Source organism: Cellulomonas sp. T2.31MG-18, assembly GCF_964266755.1.
GTDB lineage: Bacteria > Actinomycetota > Actinomycetes > Actinomycetales > Cellulomonadaceae > Cellulomonas.
In genome coordinates, this window is sequence record NZ_CAXWGW010000001.1 from 401,140 (window position 1) to 417,744 (window position 16,605).

A 16,605-nucleotide genomic window follows, 5' to 3' on the forward strand; every position below is an offset into this window, starting at 1 on the left:
GATGGCCCTCCCGACCGTGCTGGCGGCCGTGCACGCCGCCCTGCCCGCCGTGCTGCTCACCGTGCTGCCCACCACGGTTCCGGGCGGAGCCCTGTCCACGGTCGACTGGCCGCTGGTCCTCCGGTCGGCACCGACCATCGCGCTCGGTGCCGTCCGGGGGACCATCCCGCTGGCCGCGCTGTCCTTCGTCGGCGGCATGGTGATCGCCGTCGGGATCGCGCTGCTGCGGCTGTCCCGCAACGCGGTGGCCCGCGGCGTCGGCCGCGCCTACGTCTCGGTGGTGCGCGGCACCCCGCTGCTGGTGCAGCTGTTCGTCATCTTCTACGGGCTGCCCTCGATCGGGCTGGTGATCAACCCGTGGCCCAGCGCGATCCTCGCGTTCTCGCTGAACGTCGGCGGGTACGCCGCCGAGATCGTCCGGGCGGCGATCCTCTCGGTGCCGCAGGGCCAGTGGGAGGCGGCCTACGTGATCGGCATGTCCCACCGGCGGGCGCTGGGGCGGATCATCCTGCCCCAGGCGGCGCGCGTGTCCGTCCCGCCGCTGTCGAACACGTTCATCAGCCTGGTGAAGGACACCTCGCTGGCGTCGTTGATCCTGGTCACGGAGCTGTTCCGGGAGGCGCAGAAGATCGCGGCGTTCAGCCAGGAGTTCATGCTGCTCTACCTGGAGGCGGCGCTGATCTACTGGCTGATCTGCCTGGTGCTGTCGGCAGGGCAGGCCCGCCTGGAGACCCGGTTGGAGCGTCATGTCGCCCGTTGATCCCGCGGTCCCGGACGGTCCGGTGGCCCCGAGCCGGGCCGAGGTCGGCCCCGCGCTCGTCACCGTCACCGATCTGCACAAGGCGTTCGGCGCCGTGCGCGTGCTGGACGGCGTCGACCTGACGGTGCACCGCGGCGAGGTGCTCGCCGTGATCGGCTCGTCGGGCTCCGGCAAGACGACGCTGCTGCGCTGCCTCAACGGCCTCGAGACGGCCGACTCGGGGGTGATCGAGATCGCCGGTGGCGCCCGCGTCGACTTCGGCGCCCGTCCCGGCCGTCGTGAGGTGCACGCGCTGCGGGACCGGTCGGCGATGGTGTTCCAGCACCACAACCTGTTCCCGCACAAGACCGTGCTGCAGAACGTGATCGAGGGTCCCGTGGTGGTGCAGCGGCGCCCGCGCGCCGAGGCCGTGCGGGATGCCGAGGCGCTGCTCGACCGGGTGGGGCTGGCCGACAAGCGGGACGTGTACCCCGTGCAGCTGTCCGGAGGTCAGCAGCAGCGGGTCGGCATCGCGCGCGCTCTCGCGCTGCGGCCGCAGCTGCTGCTGTTCGACGAGCCGACGTCGGCCCTCGACCCCGAACTGGTCGGTGAGGTGCTGTCCCTGATCCTCGAGCTGGCGCACGAGGGCTGGACCATGGTGATCGTCACGCACGAGCTGCAGTTCGCGCGCGAGGTGGCCCACCGGGTGGCGTTCGTCGACGCCGGCCGCATCGCGGAGATCGGCCCGCCGGACCAGGTGCTGCGCGAGCCGCAGCACGAGCGCACCCGGCAGTTCGTGCACCGCCTGCTGCACCCGTTCTGACCCGTTGCCTCGCTGACCCGTCGCCTCGCTGACCGGTTGCCTCGCCGACCGGTTGCCTCGCCGACCGGTTGCCTTGCTGACCCGAACCGCTTCGGGTCACCGGCCGTCGGACACGTACCGTGACCGACCCGGCGCAGAGCGGCCGCGGGTGGCGGGGTGAGCGGGTGGCGGGGGGAGTGGGCAGGTATTTCACGCTGTACGCCGGATGTGCGTGCACCGGGCACACACTGCACAACAGCACCTGCTTGCCCTGCTCTACCCGCGTCCGCCGCCCGCGCCTCAGTGGCCGACAGGTACCGCCAGCGGCCCGGTTGCGGTGGTTGCGGTGCAGCCGCTCGCGCGCTGCCTCGTCCACCGTGGCGTCCCGAGTGCTGCCTCGTCCACCGTGGCGTCCCGAGTGCTGCCTCGTCCACCGGCGCCGCGGGCGTCCTCCCGGTACCGCGCGGCACGCCGCGCCTTCCGGCTCACCTGCTGCTCGGCACCGAAGCCTGCGTCGCTCATCGTCTGCCCCGGGTGCGAGATCGGCGGGCGGGGGGCCAGGCTTGAGGGCGGCGCGCGGGGCTGTGGTCGGGACCACCCGATCGGGTCCTCAATCCGGGGGCGGTGCGCGCCGATAGGTGCACTGGAGGTCGATCCATGCCAGCAGGGCAGTCCGCGGGGGGCCGTGCCCGGCGCCGGGCTGCGCCTGTGCCGACCGACACGGTCGGGCGTGGGCACGTCGAGCAGATGCTCGAGCCGCTGGCGTCCCGGGAGTACCGGCTGCTGACCCGCCGGCAGTGGCCCCGCACCCGGCGCGCGCAGGTCGACGTGGTGGTGATCGGACCGTCCGGCGTGTTCGTCGTCGGCTGGCTCGACGGCACGGACGTGCTGGTCGGTGAGGACGTCATGCTGCGCGGCAGCGAGGACGTCACGGGGGAGGCGCTGGCGCTCGCCGACCTGGCCGACCGCATCGAGGCGGAGCTGGTCGAGACGGGCCTCGCGCCCGCCGAGGTCCGGCCCGTGCTGGCGCTCGGCGGCTGGCAGGGGGTGGAGCGGCAGATCGGCCCCGTCCTGGTGGTCAGCGAGCGGGAGCTGCTGCGGGTGGTCGTCGGCCGCGGACCGCGGTTGACCCCCGGCGAGGTCGACACGGTGCTGGCCCGGGCGCTGGCGTCGTTCCCGGCCGAGCCGGAGGAGGCGGAGCCCGCGGTGCCGGTGCAGGGGACCGGCCTGACGGACGAGGAGGTGCAGGCGGCGCTGCTCGAGGGGCTGCTGGCGCCGCCGATCGAGCAGTGGATGGCGTTCCTCGAGCCCGTGCAGTCGCGCCTGGTCCGACGGTCGTTCGACGGTCCTGCACTGGTGCACGGTGCGGTCGGCACCGGCAAGACGACGGTCGGCCTGCACCGCGCGGCGTACCTGGCGCGGAACCGGCCGGGGCGGGTGCTGGTGGCGACGTTCACGCGCACCCAGCCTCCGGTGCTGGCGGAGATGCTGGGCCGGCTGGCGCCGGACGTCGTCGACCGGATCGACGTGGTGCACGTCAACGGTGTCGCGCGGCAGGTGCTCGACGAGGCCGCGGTCCCGTTCGCCACCGGGGTGCGGCCCGTCGCCTCGGCCTGGGCGGCGGCGTGGTCCCGTGCCGGCGCCGGGACGGTGCTCGACACGCTCCCCGTGTCCCCGGAGGACCAGGGCTACTGGCACGACGAGGTCACCGCGGTGATCAAGGGCCGCGGGCTGACCCGCTTCGAGCAGTACGCCCTGCTCCCGCGGCTCGGCCGGCTGCGGCCGCTGGGACCCGACGAGCGGCGCGCCGTGTGGGATGTGTACGTCGCCTACCAGGAGGAGCTCGTCGCGCGGGACGTCGGCGACTGGGCCGACCTCGTGGCGCTCGCGGGCGTGCACGTGCCGCAGACGTCCTACGCGCACCGGTACAGCGGCGTGGTGGTGGACGACGCCCAGCACCTCAGCTGCGCCGCGCTCGGCATGCTGCACGCGATGGTGGGTGACCGGCCTGACGGGCTGATGCTGCTCGGCGACGCCCAGCAGGGGCTGTACCCCGGCGGGTTCACCCCGGCGGAGGCCGGGATCGACGTCGCCGGCCGCACCGTGATGCTGACCACGGCGCACCGCACCACCACGGAGATCCTCACGTTCGCCACCGAGCTGGTGTCCGGTGAGCCGGTGGTCGGGCTCGACGGATCCGTCGGACCTGCGGACCGTCCCCGCTCGGTGCCCCGGCACGGCCCCAAGCCGCTCTACGTGCGCTGCGGCACCGACGACGACCGCGCGCGGCGGCTGGTGGCCCGCGTGAAGGACGTGGTGCAGCAGGTCGGCACCGGGTACGGGGACGTCGGCGTGCTCTGCCTGACGATGAAGGGCATGGACGTCGCCGTCGGAGCGCTCAACGGCGCCGGCATCCCGGTGGTGCTGCTCGACGACGACGACCGCGCCGTGCCCGATGCCGTGCGCGTGGGCACGGTGCGCCGGGCCGCCGGGCTGGAGTTCCGGCAGGTGGCGATGCCGGACGTCGCGACGAGCTGGTTCACCGAGCCGGTCGACGGGAACGGTGCCGAGCAGGAGCACCAACGGCTGCGGATGCGGGAGCTGTACGTGGCGATGACCCGCGCGCGCGACGGGCTGTGGGTGGCCGGCGTCTGACCGGCCGGTGGTGCCGTCCGGGGTCTCAGTGCGCGAGGAGGTCGGCCTCGTGCCCGCGGTTGTGGGCGCGACAGACGAGCTGGGCGAGGGTGCGGGCGCCGAGGGCGGTGGCCAGCACGACGGCGGCGAGCAGGGCTGGCGGGTGCGTGAGCTCGATGCCGAACGCCGCGGCGAAGAAGGGGGCTCGTTGGGTGACAGCGAGCACGCCGACGGCCATGATCAGCGCGACCTGCGGGACGGACACCGGGTGGCCGGTGGCGGCGGCGGCCAGCGCGACTGCGGTGCCGAGCGCCCCGCCGGTGGCCAGCGCGGGGGTGAGCAGCCCACCGGCGGCACCGGCCCACAGCCACCCGGCGGTCACCGCGGGCTTGACCAGGATCAAGGCGGCGGCGGCCGCCAGTCCGAGGCTGGCGGCGAATGCGGTGTCCAGGATCGCTTTGCCGTTGCCGGGCACCTCCGGCAGCCACCAGGACACCAGGCCGGTCACGGCGCCTGCCGCCGCCAGGGTCAGCGGCAGGAGCGCCGAGCGGTGCACGGTCAGGTGCCGGGACACCGAGGTGGACCGGGCGAACAGCAGCCCGACGGCGGCGGTCAGCGGGACGGCGACCAGCGCGGCGACCCAGGTGGCGGTGGTCACCGGGGTGGCCGGGAAGGGGTACACCGCGTGCCGGCCGACCACGGGCCAGGCGGTGACGGTGGCGATCACGCTGGTGGCCGCCGCGATCAGGGCGATGCGCCAGTGCTTGGACAGCAGCAGCACCTCCAGCACGTAGACGGCCCCGGTGACCGGCACGTTGTAGACGGCGGCCAGACCGGCGCCTGCAGCGGCCGCGACCAGCACCCGCCGCTCCCGGTCGTCCAGGGCGAACCAGTCCGAGACCCGGGTGGCCACCGCGGCCGCGCCCTGCCGGGGGGCACCCTCGCGGCCGATGGACGCGCCGGCGCCGACGACGATCGTCTGCAGGATCGCGTCCAGCCAGGTCGGGGCGAACACGAGCTTGCGGTGCGGCTCGTGCAGCACGGTCGTGACGGGCACCACGTGGTCTCGCCGCCGCAGCAGCCACCACACCACGCCCGTCACCAGCCCGGCGACCAGCGGCGCCAGCAGCCGGCGCACCAGCGGGACACCGGCGACGGAGTCCGTCAGCCCGTGCGCGGTCGGACCGAGTGCCAGGTGCTGCACGCCGTGCAGCAACGCCCAGAACAGCGCCCCGGTCACCCCCGCACCCAGACCCGTCAGCGCGGTCGCCGCCAACAGCCGCAGCACCCAGGGGCCGGCCCCCGGCTCACCGGCGAACGGACCGAACACCCGACCACGGGACCCGTCCCGACCCTCGTCCGAGGTCGCCGCGTCGATCTCTGCGCTCATGCCGACCATGCTCGCCCGGCGCGGTCGGACACCCGGGGGACCTGGGTCCACCGCTGCGCCCGTACGGCACCCACGGTGGTGCGCGGCCCGACGACGAGACGGCGGCCCGGGTCACCGTGCTCGGAGATGCCGACGGGCGCGAGGCGGAGTCCGAGGGGGCGGCCGGATGAGCTCACGGAACCGTTCTACTCGACCATCCTGTCCCGGTCGCACTCGGGAGCGGGCCCACGGCACGTGCACCTGGCAACGTGCGGGCCTGGTCCGTCGGTACGGGAATGGTTGTCGTCGGAGCAGGGTTGTCGACGGTTGGCCCGGGCTCCGCGCCCCAGGGCGGCGGCAGACCTGCGGAACACCTGCGGAGGCGATCCTGACCAGCACCAAGCCCCAGCCCACCCCGGCCGGTGCCGGCACCCCCGACGCAACCGTCGCACGCGGCGGCGGGGTCGGCTTCCGCTCGGAGCGCGGCCCGATCCTCATCGCGATCATGGTGACCACCGGCCTGGTGGCCATCGACGCGACGATCCTGGCCACGGCCGTGCCGACCATCGTCAAGGACCTCGGCGGGTTCACCTCGTTCCCGTGGCTGTTCTCGGTGTACCTGCTGACGCAGGCCGTCGCGGTGCCGATCTACTCCAAGCTGGCGGACACCGTCGGGCGCAAGCCGATCGTGCTGATCGGCGTGGGGCTGTTCCTGCTCGGGTCCGTGCTGAGCGGGTTCGCGTGGTCCATGCCGACGCTGATCCTGTTCCGCGCGATCCAGGGCCTCGGCGCCGGTGCCGTGCAGCCGATGGCGATCACCATCGCGGGTGACATCTACACCGTGGAGGAGCGCGCCAAGGCGCAGGGGTACATCGCGTCGGTGTGGGCGCTGTCGTCCGTCGTCGGGCCGACGCTGGGCGGTGTGTTCAGCCAGTACGTGACGTGGCGCTGGATCTTCTTCGTCAACGTGCCGCTGTGCCTGGCGGCGGGGTGGCTGCTGGTGCGGCACCTGCACGAGCGCATCGAGCGGCGCCGGCACGCCATCGACTGGACCGGCGGCGCGCTGCTGACGGTCGCCTCGACCCTGCTGATCCTCGGGCTGCTCGAGGGCGGCAACGCCTGGGCGTGGGACGCGCCGCAGAGCATCGCCGCGTTCGGCGTCGGGGTGCTCGCGCTCGTCGGGTTCCTGCTGGTGGAGCGCCGGGCGGCCGAGCCGGTGCTGCCGTTGTGGGTGATGTCGCGGCGGCTGCTGGGCACCACGGCGCTGATCGCGGTGGGCGTCGGCGTCGTGCTGATCGGGCTGACGTCGTACATCCCCAGCTACCTCGAGGCGCTGCTGCACGTGTCGCCCCTGACCAGCGGTCTCACCCTGGCGATGCTGACCATCGGCTGGCCGATCGCCGCGTCGCAGGCCGGGCGGCTGTACCTGCGGTTCGGGTTCCGCGCCACGGTGCTGCTCGGGTCCGTGGTGGTGGTGGGCGGCACCGCCGCGCTGGCCCTGACCGCCGGGCAGCCGTCCGTGGTGGTGGTGGGGCTGACGTGCTTCGTCGTCGGGCTCGGGCTGGGGCTCGTCGCGGCGCCGAGCCTGATCGCCGCGCAGTCGAGCGTCGGCTGGGGCGAGCGCGCGGTGGTAACAGGCGCCAACATGTTCGCCCGGTCGATGGGCAGCGCCGTGGGCGTGGCGGTGCTGGGCGCCCTGGTCAACGGGCTGATGCACGGTGCGGACGCCGGTGCGGACCCCGTCCGGTTCCGCGGGGCGGTGACGGCGGGGTTCGTCGGCGTCGCCGCGGTGGCCGTGGTGACGACTATCGCGGCGCTGGCCATGCCGCGGAACCGTGCCGACGTGCCGGTGCGTGGCGGGGAGTCCGCGGCAGCCGCCTGACGTACGCGGTGGGGACGGCCCGTGCGTCGGACCGTCCCCACCGAGCACTCTTCAGGCAGCACCCTTCAGTCGGCGCGCCTCACGCCGCCGGCACCATGCCGTGCGGGTCGATGACGTACTTGCGAGCCGCGCCCTTGTCGAACTCCTCGTAGCCCTTCGGGGCGTCGTCCAGGCTGATCGTCGTGGCGTTCACGGCCTTCGCGATGTGCGCCTTGTCCGCCAGGATCAGGTTCATCAGCAGGCGGTTGTAGCGCTTGACCGGGCACTGACCGGTGGTGAACGACAGGGACTTCGCCCAACCGGTCCCCAGCTTCACGCCGATCTGACCGACCTTGGCGTTCTCGTCGACGGCACCCGGGTCGCCGGTGACGTACAGACCAGGGATCCCGAGCGCCCCACCGGCACGTGCGACGGTCATGATGTCGTTCAGCACCGTCGCCGGTGCCTCTGCGGCGCCCGCGCCGTGCCCCTTGGCCTCGAACCCCACGGCATCGACCGCAGCGTCGACCAGCGGCTCGCCGACGATCTGCTCGAGCATGTCCGGCAGCTGGTCGCCGGAGCTGAGGTCCACCGTCTCGCAGCCGAAGCTGCGGGCCTGCTGGAGGCGGTCGGCGTTCATGTCGCCGACGACCACCACGGAGGCCCCGAGCAGCTGGGCCGAGTAGGCGGCGGCCAGGCCGACGGGTCCGGCGCCGGCGACGTAGACCGTCGAGCCGGTGCGGGTGCCCGCGGTGTAGGCGCCGTGGTACCCGGTGGGGAAGATGTCCGACAGCATCGTCAGGTCGAGGATCTTGGCCAGCGCCTGGTCCCGGTCGGGGAACCTCAGCAGGTTGAAGTCGGCGTACGGCACCATGACGTACTCCGCCTGCCCGCCGAGCCAGCCGCCCATGTCCACGTACCCGTAGGCCGCGCCGGGCCGGGCGGGGTTGACGTTGAGGCAGATGCCCGTCTTGCCCTCGTTGCACATGCGGCAGCGGCCGCAGGCGATGTTGAACGGCACCGAGCAGATGTCGCCCGGCTTGACGAACAGCACGTCGTCACCGACCTCCACCACCTCGCCGGTGATCTCGTGGCCCAGCGTCTGCCCGATGGGTGCCGTGGTGCGGCCGCGGACCATGTGCTGGTCGCTGCCGCAGATGTTGGTGGTGACCAGCTTGAGGATCGCGGCGTGCGGGGCGTCCTTCTTCACGCCGAGACCCTTCACGACGTCGTCCGGCAGCTCCAGCTTGGGGTAGTCGATCTGCTCCACTGCGACCTTGCCGGGGCCCTTGTAGACGACGACACGGTTTGTGGTCATGAGGTGCTTCCTTCGTTGCGTCCAGCCCGACCCGCGTGCACGCCGAGGGCCCGAGCCTTGCCGACGGCGTTGTGCGAGCACCGCGACGGCGTCGCCGGAGGACGGCGCGGAGCCGTTCCCGGCCCGTGACGACGACTTCCCGTCCCGCGTCGCTTCACGTGACCTGTGTCACAACCTTCATCAGCAGGCTAGGCGCCGGACGAGGAACGGCAACCGGGTGCAACGACGTGCACGGGACGCCGGCACGCGTCCGGGGCGTCGCGCGGCCGCGCGGGAATGGATGCGCGGGCGTGCAGCAGACCAGCCCGGGACGCACAAGGAGCCGTGGTGCCGGGCCGGCGAGCAGGCGGTCCGGTGAGAACGAGGTCGGTGAGAAGGCAGGCCGCGAGAACGCAGGCTGGCGAGAACGCAGGCCGGTGAGGACGCAGGCCGGGGAGAAGGCAGGCCGGCGAGAACGAGGCCGGGGAGAAGGCAGGCCGGCGAGAACGAGCCCGGGGAGAAGGCAGGCCAGCGAGAACGAGCCCGGGGAGAAGGCAGGCCAGCTAGAAGGGAGGCACCGCGGGGTACCCCGACGGGGTCGTCGTGGGTGGTGCACCGCTGGATGCCCCGTTCGCACGGACCGGCCTCCGTTCGTCGCCGTCCACCCGGGCCGGGGGCGGTGGCCACAGGGCGGTGGCTGGTCGGGTCCGGTAGTGGCGGCCGGTCGGGGAGTGCCAGCGCAGCGTTCCACCGCCCTCGTGGACCACCCGCCAGCCGGTCTCGTGCTTGAGGCGGTGGTGCTTGCGGCACAGCGTGGCCAGGTTGTCGAGACCGGTGGTGCCCCCGTCGGCCCAGGCGGTGGAGTGGTCCACGTCGCAGCTCGCCGCCCGGCGGCGGCAACCAGGGAACCGGCACGTGCGGTCACGGAGCGCCACGGCGCGGCGCAGGTCGGCGGGGACCGTGTACCGGTCCCGGCCGACGGACAGCACCGTTCCGGTCTCCGGGTGGGTCAGCACTCGCGTGAACGTGGGCGCGTTGGCGCACAGCGTCCGGGCGGTCTCGAGGTCGATCGGCCCGAACCCGTCCAGCTCGGCCGGCTCGTCCGAGTGGCCCAGCAGGGTCAGTACCGGCACGGTCAGTACCACCTGCGGTGCGATCGCGCGCACCCACGACGGGACCCCAGCGGGGGACCCGTCGGCACAGGCGCCGACCGCGTCCCGGGTGGGGACACGCTGGTCCTGCTCGGCATCGCGCGCCTGCGCCGTACCGGCACCGGCTCCGTCGGGGACGCCTGCACGTTCGGTTCGGTCGGTGTCGGCTGCCCGAGCAGCGTCCCCGGCGTCGTTGGTCAGGAGGTCGGTGGTCAGGAGGAGGTCGCACAGCACGTCCGCGCGGAGCTGGGGCCGGGTACGGGGCTCGTCCGGGCCGGTGAGCGTTGCGGCGAGGTCGTCGAGGCGGTTCGCGATACCCATCGCGGCGGCGGCCGGCAGCAGCGCCGTCAACCAGCAGAGGTCGGCGTCGGCTGGGGTCACGTCGACGAACCGGTCGGCCACGGCGCGGGCGGTCTGCTCGGCGGTGGTCGGAACGTGCCGCGCACGCCACCGACGGGCCGCAGCGCGCAGCTGCGGGGCGGTGAGCCGAGCTGCCCGGTCGGCCAGAGCCGCATCGGCACGGGCCAGCACGTCGGGGTCGGTCACCCCGTGGAAGACGTCCAGCACCCCGTCCACGTGCGCGCCCGACACCAGCCCTGCGGTGTGCGCGGCGTGCAGCCGGGGAAGGGCCGCGAGCATGGTGATGCGCGTCAACCGCCGCGCCAAGGTGCCCTCGGCCACGTGCAACGTCGCGGCGAGCTCCGCGAGCATCCCGCGCGCGCCCCACTCCCGACGACGGCGCGGGTCCCGGTCCACGCACCGCGCCGCCAGCTCGGCCGCACCCCACACGTACGCCGCGGCGAGACGGGAGTCGAAGCGGGCTGCCGCCGCGGTGACCGCCTGTGCCTGCTCCGCCAGCCCCGCGAGCTCCACCGCCACCGGATCGAACGAGTCGTCCGCCAGCAGGTCCCCGGGGAAGGGTGGCAACTGGCCCATCGTCGGCACCGTCGTCGACACCGTCACCGGCACTGGCGTCCGCGCGGGCACCGTCACCGGCACCGGCCCAAGCCCGGGCTCCGGTGGCGTCACGGGTGCCGCGGCCGTCGAGGGCAACAGCTCGGGCAGCGGCAGCGGGGCGACGAGCCGCCCGTCCCTCACCGCTACCAGCTCCATGACCCCATCACACCACTGACCACTGACACGCACCGGTGCGCGGAAATCCCGTCTGACCAGCACTGATGTCCACAAGCATCAGCCTGTGGGCGGCTCGCCGACCGACGCGCGACCAGCCGGGAACGTCGCCGCGACGAGAGGGGAACGTCGCCACGGCCGGGCGAGAACGTCGCCACCGACGACCTCGTCCGGCGCCATCGGCAGGGCGGCCCGCCCCGGACAGGCGAGCGGCGGCGCCCTCGCGGGACGCCGCCGCTCGTCGACGGGACAGAGCTGGCTACACCACCGCGGGTTCGGGCTCGTCGTCGGGCGCGGCCTCATCGGCCGCTGCCGCCACCGCCCCGGCCGCCGCCGCCGTCGTCGCGCCCACCGCCCTCGTCGCGCCCACCGCCGCCGTCGCGCCCGCCGTCGTCGTCCCGCCCACCGCCGCCGTTGCGCCCGCCGTCGTCGTCCCGTCCGCTGCCTCCGCCGCCCCCGACCGCAGCCCGCCCGCCAGCGCGTACTCCTCCTCGGGCGACAGCACCAGCCGCGTGCGCCCCCACAGGGCGAACGCCGCTAGCCCGACGACGAACACCACCGCGATCGCCACGATCGCCGACCGGTAGTCCCGGTTGAGCATCACGCCGACGAATATCGCGGCACTCATCAGACCGGCCACGACGGCACCCGGGATGCCGACCGGGCTGCGGTACGGCCGCGCCGCCCCGGGGAACCGCACCCGCAGCAGCACGTAGGACGTCATCTGCAGCAGGTAGCTGATCACCGCACCCCACACGGCGATGTTCAGCACGATCGGCCCGGCGGCGGAGATGCCGTACTGCACCAGCACCAGCGAGACGAACCCGACCAGCGCGCCGACCAGCAGCGCCACCCACGGCGTGCGCCGGGCGCCGGTCAGGGACAGCACCTTGGGGTAGTACCCGGCGCGCGACAGCGAGTAGATGTTCCGGCCGTAGGCGAACATGATCCCCTGCGTCGACGCGAGCAGGCCCACCAGGGCGAACGCCGAGAGGATGGCGGCCACGTTGCCCGTGGGCAGCATGGCGCGGAACCCGTCGAGCAGCGGCTCGGCCGACGTGCCCAGGGCGTTCGCCCCGGTGACGGCGGGGTTGAGGACGACGACGACGAGCGCGGAGACGATGAGCGTCCCCAGCCCCCACAGCCCCGCCCGCGGGATGTCCCGGCTGGGCATGTGCGACTCCTCGGCGGCCAGCGGCAGCTCCTCGATCCCGAGGAACAGCCACATGGCGAACGGCAGTGCGAAGAACACGGGCGTCAGGCCGTGCGGCAGGAACGTCGACCGCCCGGCGTCCGGGGTGATGTCGAACAGCGAGCCGAGGCTCAGGTGCGACGAGAACGCCGCCATCACGCCGAACACCACCAGCACAGCCAGCGACACGACCGAGACGACGACGGCGAACCGGAAGCTGGTCTCCGCACCGGCGGCGTTCAGCGCCAGGAAGGCGCCGTACAGGATCGCCCACCACACCCACACCGGCAGCGACAGACCGAACAGGTCCTTCGTGATCTGGTCGGCGTACCCGGCGGAGAAGTACACGACCACCGCGGTGGTCATCACGTACTCGACGGTCTCCGCCAGGCCGGTGACGAACCCGCCCCACGGACCCATCGCCGCCCGCGCGAACGAGTACGCGCCGCCGGTGTGCGGCATCGCGGCGCTCATCTCACCGATGCTGAACAGCATCGCGCCGTACATCACCGTGACCAGCACGGCGGCGAGCATGAACCCGCCCCAGCCGGCCTGCCCGATGCCGAAGTTCCACCCGGAGAAGTCCCCGGAGATGACGGCCGCGATGGCGATGCCCCACAGCCCCCAGAACCCGGCGCTGCGCTGCAGCTGCCGCTTGTCGAAGTAGCCGGCGTCCGCTCGGGCGTAGGTCACGCCGGAGACGGTGGTGCCGCCCGCGGCGGCATCGGTCCCGGTGTCGGTGGTGCTGGTGATGGCCATCTGTCCTCCCGTGTCGGTGAGCTACAGGGACGTGCGGTGCGGGGACGTGCGGTGCGGCGACGTGCGACGCAGCGACGTGCGCTGCGCATGGTCAGTGCCGTGCGGGCCGGTGCTCCACCTCCGTCAGCACCTCGTCCAGCTCGGTGCACAGCCGGTCGACGTCGTCGTCGTCGAACACCAGCGGCGGCCGCAGCTTCAGCACGTTGCCGGGTCCGCACACGCTGGTCAGCACGTACCGGTCGCGCAGCCCCTCGACCACGTCGAGCGCCGTGGCGGTGTCCGGCGCGCGCGTCACCGGGTCCTGCACCAGGTCGACGCCGATGTACAGCCCGGCCCCCCGCACGTCCCCCACGCTGGGGTGCTGCGACGCCAGGTGCCGCAGCTCGGTCAGCAGCCGCGCGCCGACGGTCGCGGCATGCCGCTGCAGCCCCTCGTCGTGGATCACGTCCAGCACCGCCTGTGCCGCGGCCATCGCCACGGGGTTGCCGCCGAAGGTGTTGAAGTACGGGATCTGCTCGCCGAACGGCGCCAGCACCTCGCTGCGTGCGGCCAGCGCCGACATCGGGATGCCGTTGGCCATCGGCTTGCCCGTCGTCACCAGGTCCGGCACCACCCCGTGGCGGTCGAACCCCCAGAACGCCTCGCCGGTCCGGGCGAACCCCGGCTGCACCTCGTCGGCGATCCACACGCCCCCGGCCTCGTGCACCGCCTCGACGACCGGCCGCAGGAACCCGGCCGCTGGGTGCACGCCGTCGGAGCTGAAGATCGAGTCGGCCAGGAACGCCGCGAACCGGATGCCGTGCCGCTCCAGGTCGGCGATCTGCGTCCGCACCTGGTCGGCCATCCAGCGGCCCAGCGCCGCGGGGTCGCCTGGGCGGCCGGGGTCGCCGGGATGGCCCGGGTCGCCCACCCGCACCCGGTACAGGTCCGGCGCCGGCACCACCCGCACGTCCGTGCCCAGCGGCTGCGCCGTGCCGAGCGCCGGCGACATCCCCGAGGTCAGCGCCGTGTTCCCGTGGTACGCCTCCGCGGTGACGATCACGCCGGTCCCGCCGGTGGCGGCCTGCGCCACCCGGACGGCCAGGTCGTTGGCCTCCGAGCCGGTGCAGCAGAACATCACCTGGTCGATCTGCTCGGGCAGCAGCGCCAGCAGCTGCTCCCCGTACCCGACGATCCCGTCGTGCAGGTACCGCGTGTGCGTGTTCAGCGTCGCGGCCTGCTCGGCGATCGCCGCCGCCACCCGCGGGTGCGCGTGCCCGACGGACGCCACGTTGTTGTAGACGTCCAGGTAGTCCGCCCCGTCGGCGTCCACCAGGTGCGCGCCGTGCCCGGACACCAGGTGCACCGGCCGCCGGTAGAACAGCCGGTACGACGGCCCCAGCACCTCCTGCCGACGTGCCACCAGCTGCGTCGTCCGGGGCGACAGCGGCACCCCGGAGTCCGCTCGGTAGGCGTTGGTGTCCATGATCGTCGAGCGCGTGGCCACGGCCGTGGTCCTCTCGGGCATGCCGACGGCGCACCGCCGAGGCCGAGCGCGGGCTCGTGCGGTGCGACGGTGCGGCGTTCGTCGGGCAGGGGAGCCGCCCGGCCCGCCTCTGCTGACCTGGTCATCCTGTGCTCGTCGTGCGCACGTCCTGATACCTGCGCGTAAGAAGTGCGTTAACGCGCGGCCACCCGATGTAAATGGCCGGTCAACGACCTGCCCCGTCGTTACGTCGTCGTGAACTCTGGCCCCGACCCCTGGCGCCGCAGCCCGCCGCGGGCCGAGGATGGCGGCGCCGCCCGGCCCGCCTCTCCCGCCCGGCCGCCGCCTCCCGGCGCGCGGTCCCGCCGTTCAGGGGCAGACGATGACCGACCAGATCCTGCGCAGCGCACCGACCCTCGCCGTGTTCGACGAGCTCTCCAAGGGGGCGCCCGCGCCGTCGTGGCTGCGCGACGGCGTGCTCGACGCCTGGGGCTTCGCGGCCGACTCGACCGTCACGCTGATCACCGTCTCGGAGAACGCGACCTTCCTGGTGCGGGAGCACGGCGAACCCGTCGCCGTCACGCGGGTGGCCCGGCCCGGCTACATGGGCGACGCCCTGGCGTTCGAGTCCGAGCTCGCCTGGGTGGCTGCGCTCGCCGCCGCCCGCGTGGCCCGGGTGCCCACCGGTCTGACGACGTCGGCCGGCACCTACGTCGCCACCGTCCGGGACGACGACGGCACGCCGTGGACCTGCGTGTCCTTCGCCTTCATCGAGGGCGACGTGCTGGAGGACGCCGCCGACCCGGTGCCCTTCTACGCCGAGATCGGCGGCACCACGGCGCTGCTGCACGAGCACGCCTCGCGCTGGCGGCCGCCGACGCCGTTCCACCGGCACGCGTGGACGCTGCGGGACATGCTCGGCGAGACCGCCCGGTGGGGCCGCTGGGAGGACGCACCGCTCACTCCGGGTGAGGTCGCGCTGCTGGACCGGGCGCAGGCCGCGGCGCTGGACGCGCTGGCCGACGTCCGCGTCGGCGGCCCCGACTGGGGCCTGATCCACGCCGACCTCCGGCCGTCCAACGTCATGACGGACGGGTACAGCCTCACGGTGATCGACTTCGACGACTGCGGCTACGGCTGGTTCGGGTACGACTTCGCCGCGTCCCTGACCTTCCTCGAGCACGTCCCCTACGCCCGCGCGATGGCCGCCGAGTGGCTCGCCGGCTACCGGCAGGTCCGCCCCCTGACCACGCAGCAGCTGAACCGGGCCTGCGCCTTCTCGATGGTGCGCCGGCTCCAGATGCTCGGGTGGACCACCACCCACCGTGCCGATGCGCTGCCCGCCGACCTGTGGGCGGAGCAGACCTCCGGCACGGTGGAGGTGGCGGCCCGCTACCTGAAGCGCCGCACGTGGCTGATCTCCTGAGCGGGCCGGGGTCTGGGCCGGGTCCGGGACCTGGACCGGGGCCGCGGGGCGCGACGGCCGGCGCCGCGGCGGTTCGGGCGCTGCCGTGGGACGACGAACGGCCGGCCGCGGTGCTGTTCGACCTGGACGGCACCCTGATCGACTCCGAGCCGATGTGGTCGGCGGCCGTCGGCACGCTGGTGCGCGAGCACGGCCATCCGTGGCACCCGGTGGACGACGCGGCGATCGTCGGCTGGTCCGTCCCGGCGCTGGTGGCCGAGGTGCTCCGCCGCGGTGTGCCGCTCACGGAGGCCGAGGTGGTGACGCGGCTGCACCGCGACGTCGGCGCCGTGCTGCGCCGTGGCATGCCGTGGCGACCCGGCGCCCGGCACCTGCTGGCGGCGCTGCACCACTCCGGCATCCCGTTGGCGCTGGTGTCCGCCACCCACTCGGTGGTGGTCGACGCCGTGGTGGCGTCCGCTCCGGCCGACGTGTTCACCGTGGTGGTCGCCGGGGACGGACCCGGCCGGCCCAAACCGTCGCCGGACCCGTACCTGCACGCTGCCGAGGCGCTGGCGGTCGATCCCCGCCGCTGCATCGCGGTGGAGGACTCGCCGACCGGCGTCCGGGCCGCGCTCGCAGCGGGGACGTCGACGGTGGCGATGGACCCGACCGTCGAGCTGCCGGCCGACCTGGTGGCCCACCCGCGCCTGCGCCGCGTGGACGGCCTCGATGCGGTCGGCCGCCTGGTGCTCGGTGTGCACGCCTGGTGACGGCCCTGGTGACGGCCCCGGTGTCGG

The 16,605-nt window shown here is 73.8% G+C and carries 11 protein-coding genes; 6 read left to right on the forward strand and 5 right to left on the reverse strand.

From position 1 onward, the window contains the following. Window position 1 precedes the first annotated feature (1 nt). The 3 genes from ACFQTY_RS01835 to ACFQTY_RS01845 all read left to right on the forward strand — a co-directional run bounded on the left by ACFQTY_RS01835 (window position 2) and on the right by ACFQTY_RS01845 (window position 4,196). Window positions 2-760: an amino acid ABC transporter permease gene (locus tag ACFQTY_RS01835; protein ID WP_378096442.1), complete on the forward strand. Its 759-nt coding sequence runs from the start codon at window positions 2-4 to the stop codon at window positions 758-760. After that, window positions 747-1,562 carry an amino acid ABC transporter ATP-binding protein gene (locus tag ACFQTY_RS01840; RefSeq protein ID WP_378096445.1) on the forward strand — a complete coding sequence of 272 codons (816 nt, stop codon included), beginning with the start codon at window positions 747-749 and terminating at the stop codon, window positions 1,560-1,562. Before ACFQTY_RS01835 ends, ACFQTY_RS01840 begins: the two co-directional genes overlap by 14 nt. 687 nt (window positions 1,563-2,249) lie before the next feature. Continuing rightward, window positions 2,250-4,196: a UvrD-helicase domain-containing protein gene (locus tag ACFQTY_RS01845; RefSeq protein ID WP_378096448.1), complete on the forward strand. Its 1,947-nt coding sequence runs from the start codon at window positions 2,250-2,252 to the stop codon at window positions 4,194-4,196. A 25-nt stretch (window positions 4,197-4,221) separates the two neighbouring features. Here ACFQTY_RS01845 and ACFQTY_RS01850 read toward each other — a convergent pair whose 3' ends face one another. Further along, window positions 4,222-5,565: a chloride channel protein gene (locus ACFQTY_RS01850; protein WP_378096451.1), complete on the reverse strand. Its 1,344-nt coding sequence runs from the start codon at window positions 5,563-5,565 to the stop codon at window positions 4,222-4,224. Window positions 5,566-6,049: 484 nt separating this feature from the next. Here ACFQTY_RS01850 and ACFQTY_RS01855 point away from each other — a divergent pair, with 484 nt between their 5' ends. Then, complete coding sequence (locus ACFQTY_RS01855; RefSeq protein ID WP_378096454.1) at window positions 6,050-7,426, forward strand: MFS transporter; 1,377 nt, start codon at window positions 6,050-6,052, stop codon at window positions 7,424-7,426. Between the two features lie 79 nt (window positions 7,427-7,505). On the opposite strand, the gene fdhA is transcribed toward ACFQTY_RS01855, so the two are convergent. From fdhA to ACFQTY_RS01875, 4 genes are all read right to left on the reverse strand, one after another. Continuing rightward, complete coding sequence (gene fdhA, locus ACFQTY_RS01860; protein WP_378096458.1) at window positions 7,506-8,723, reverse strand: formaldehyde dehydrogenase, glutathione-independent; 1,218 nt, start codon at window positions 8,721-8,723, stop codon at window positions 7,506-7,508. Between the two features lie 542 nt (window positions 8,724-9,265). Then, the gene (locus tag ACFQTY_RS01865) at window positions 9,266-10,951 is read right to left on the reverse strand and encodes a DUF222 domain-containing protein (protein WP_378096461.1); all 1,686 of its coding nucleotides are present in this window, start codon (window positions 10,949-10,951) and stop codon (window positions 9,266-9,268) included. A 292-nt stretch (window positions 10,952-11,243) separates the two neighbouring features. Beyond that, a complete protein-coding gene (locus ACFQTY_RS01870) occupies window positions 11,244-12,935 on the reverse strand; it encodes an amino acid permease (protein ID WP_378096464.1) in 1,692 nt (563 codons plus the stop codon). A gap of 91 nt (window positions 12,936-13,026) precedes the next feature. Beyond that, entirely contained in the window at window positions 13,027-14,421 is a 1,395-nt protein-coding gene (locus ACFQTY_RS01875) for an aspartate aminotransferase family protein (protein WP_378096467.1), read from the reverse strand. Window positions 14,422-14,782: 361 nt separating this feature from the next. On the opposite strand from ACFQTY_RS01875, the gene ACFQTY_RS01880 reads away from it, so the two are divergent. Next, window positions 14,783-15,826, forward strand: a complete 1,044-nt coding sequence (locus tag ACFQTY_RS01880; protein ID WP_378096471.1) for a phosphotransferase enzyme family protein — start codon at window positions 14,783-14,785, stop codon at window positions 15,824-15,826. After that, window positions 15,811-16,578: an HAD family hydrolase gene (locus ACFQTY_RS01885; RefSeq protein WP_378096475.1), complete on the forward strand. Its 768-nt coding sequence runs from the start codon at window positions 15,811-15,813 to the stop codon at window positions 16,576-16,578. Before ACFQTY_RS01880 ends, ACFQTY_RS01885 begins: the two co-directional genes overlap by 16 nt. Window positions 16,579-16,605: the final 27 nt, after the last annotated feature.

Excerpts from the sequence above, each read along its gene's own strand:
- ACFQTY_RS01835 (WP_378096442.1), top strand. The coding sequence starts at position 2 with ATGGCCCTCCCGACCGTGCTGGCGGCCGTGCACGCCGCCCTGCCCGCC.
- ACFQTY_RS01840 (WP_378096445.1), top strand. The coding sequence starts at position 747 with ATGTCGCCCGTTGATCCCGCGGTCCCGGACGGTCCGGTGGCCCCGAGC.
- ACFQTY_RS01850 (WP_378096451.1), bottom strand. The coding sequence starts at position 5,565 with ATGAGCGCAGAGATCGACGCGGCGACCTCGGACGAGGGTCGGGACGGG.
- ACFQTY_RS01855 (WP_378096454.1), top strand. The coding sequence starts at position 6,050 with ATGGTGACCACCGGCCTGGTGGCCATCGACGCGACGATCCTGGCCACG.
- fdhA (WP_378096458.1), bottom strand. The coding sequence starts at position 8,723 with ATGACCACAAACCGTGTCGTCGTCTACAAGGGCCCCGGCAAGGTCGCA.
- ACFQTY_RS01870 (WP_378096464.1), bottom strand. The coding sequence starts at position 12,935 with ATGGCCATCACCAGCACCACCGACACCGGGACCGATGCCGCCGCGGGC.
- ACFQTY_RS01880 (WP_378096471.1), top strand. The coding sequence starts at position 14,783 with ATGACCGACCAGATCCTGCGCAGCGCACCGACCCTCGCCGTGTTCGAC.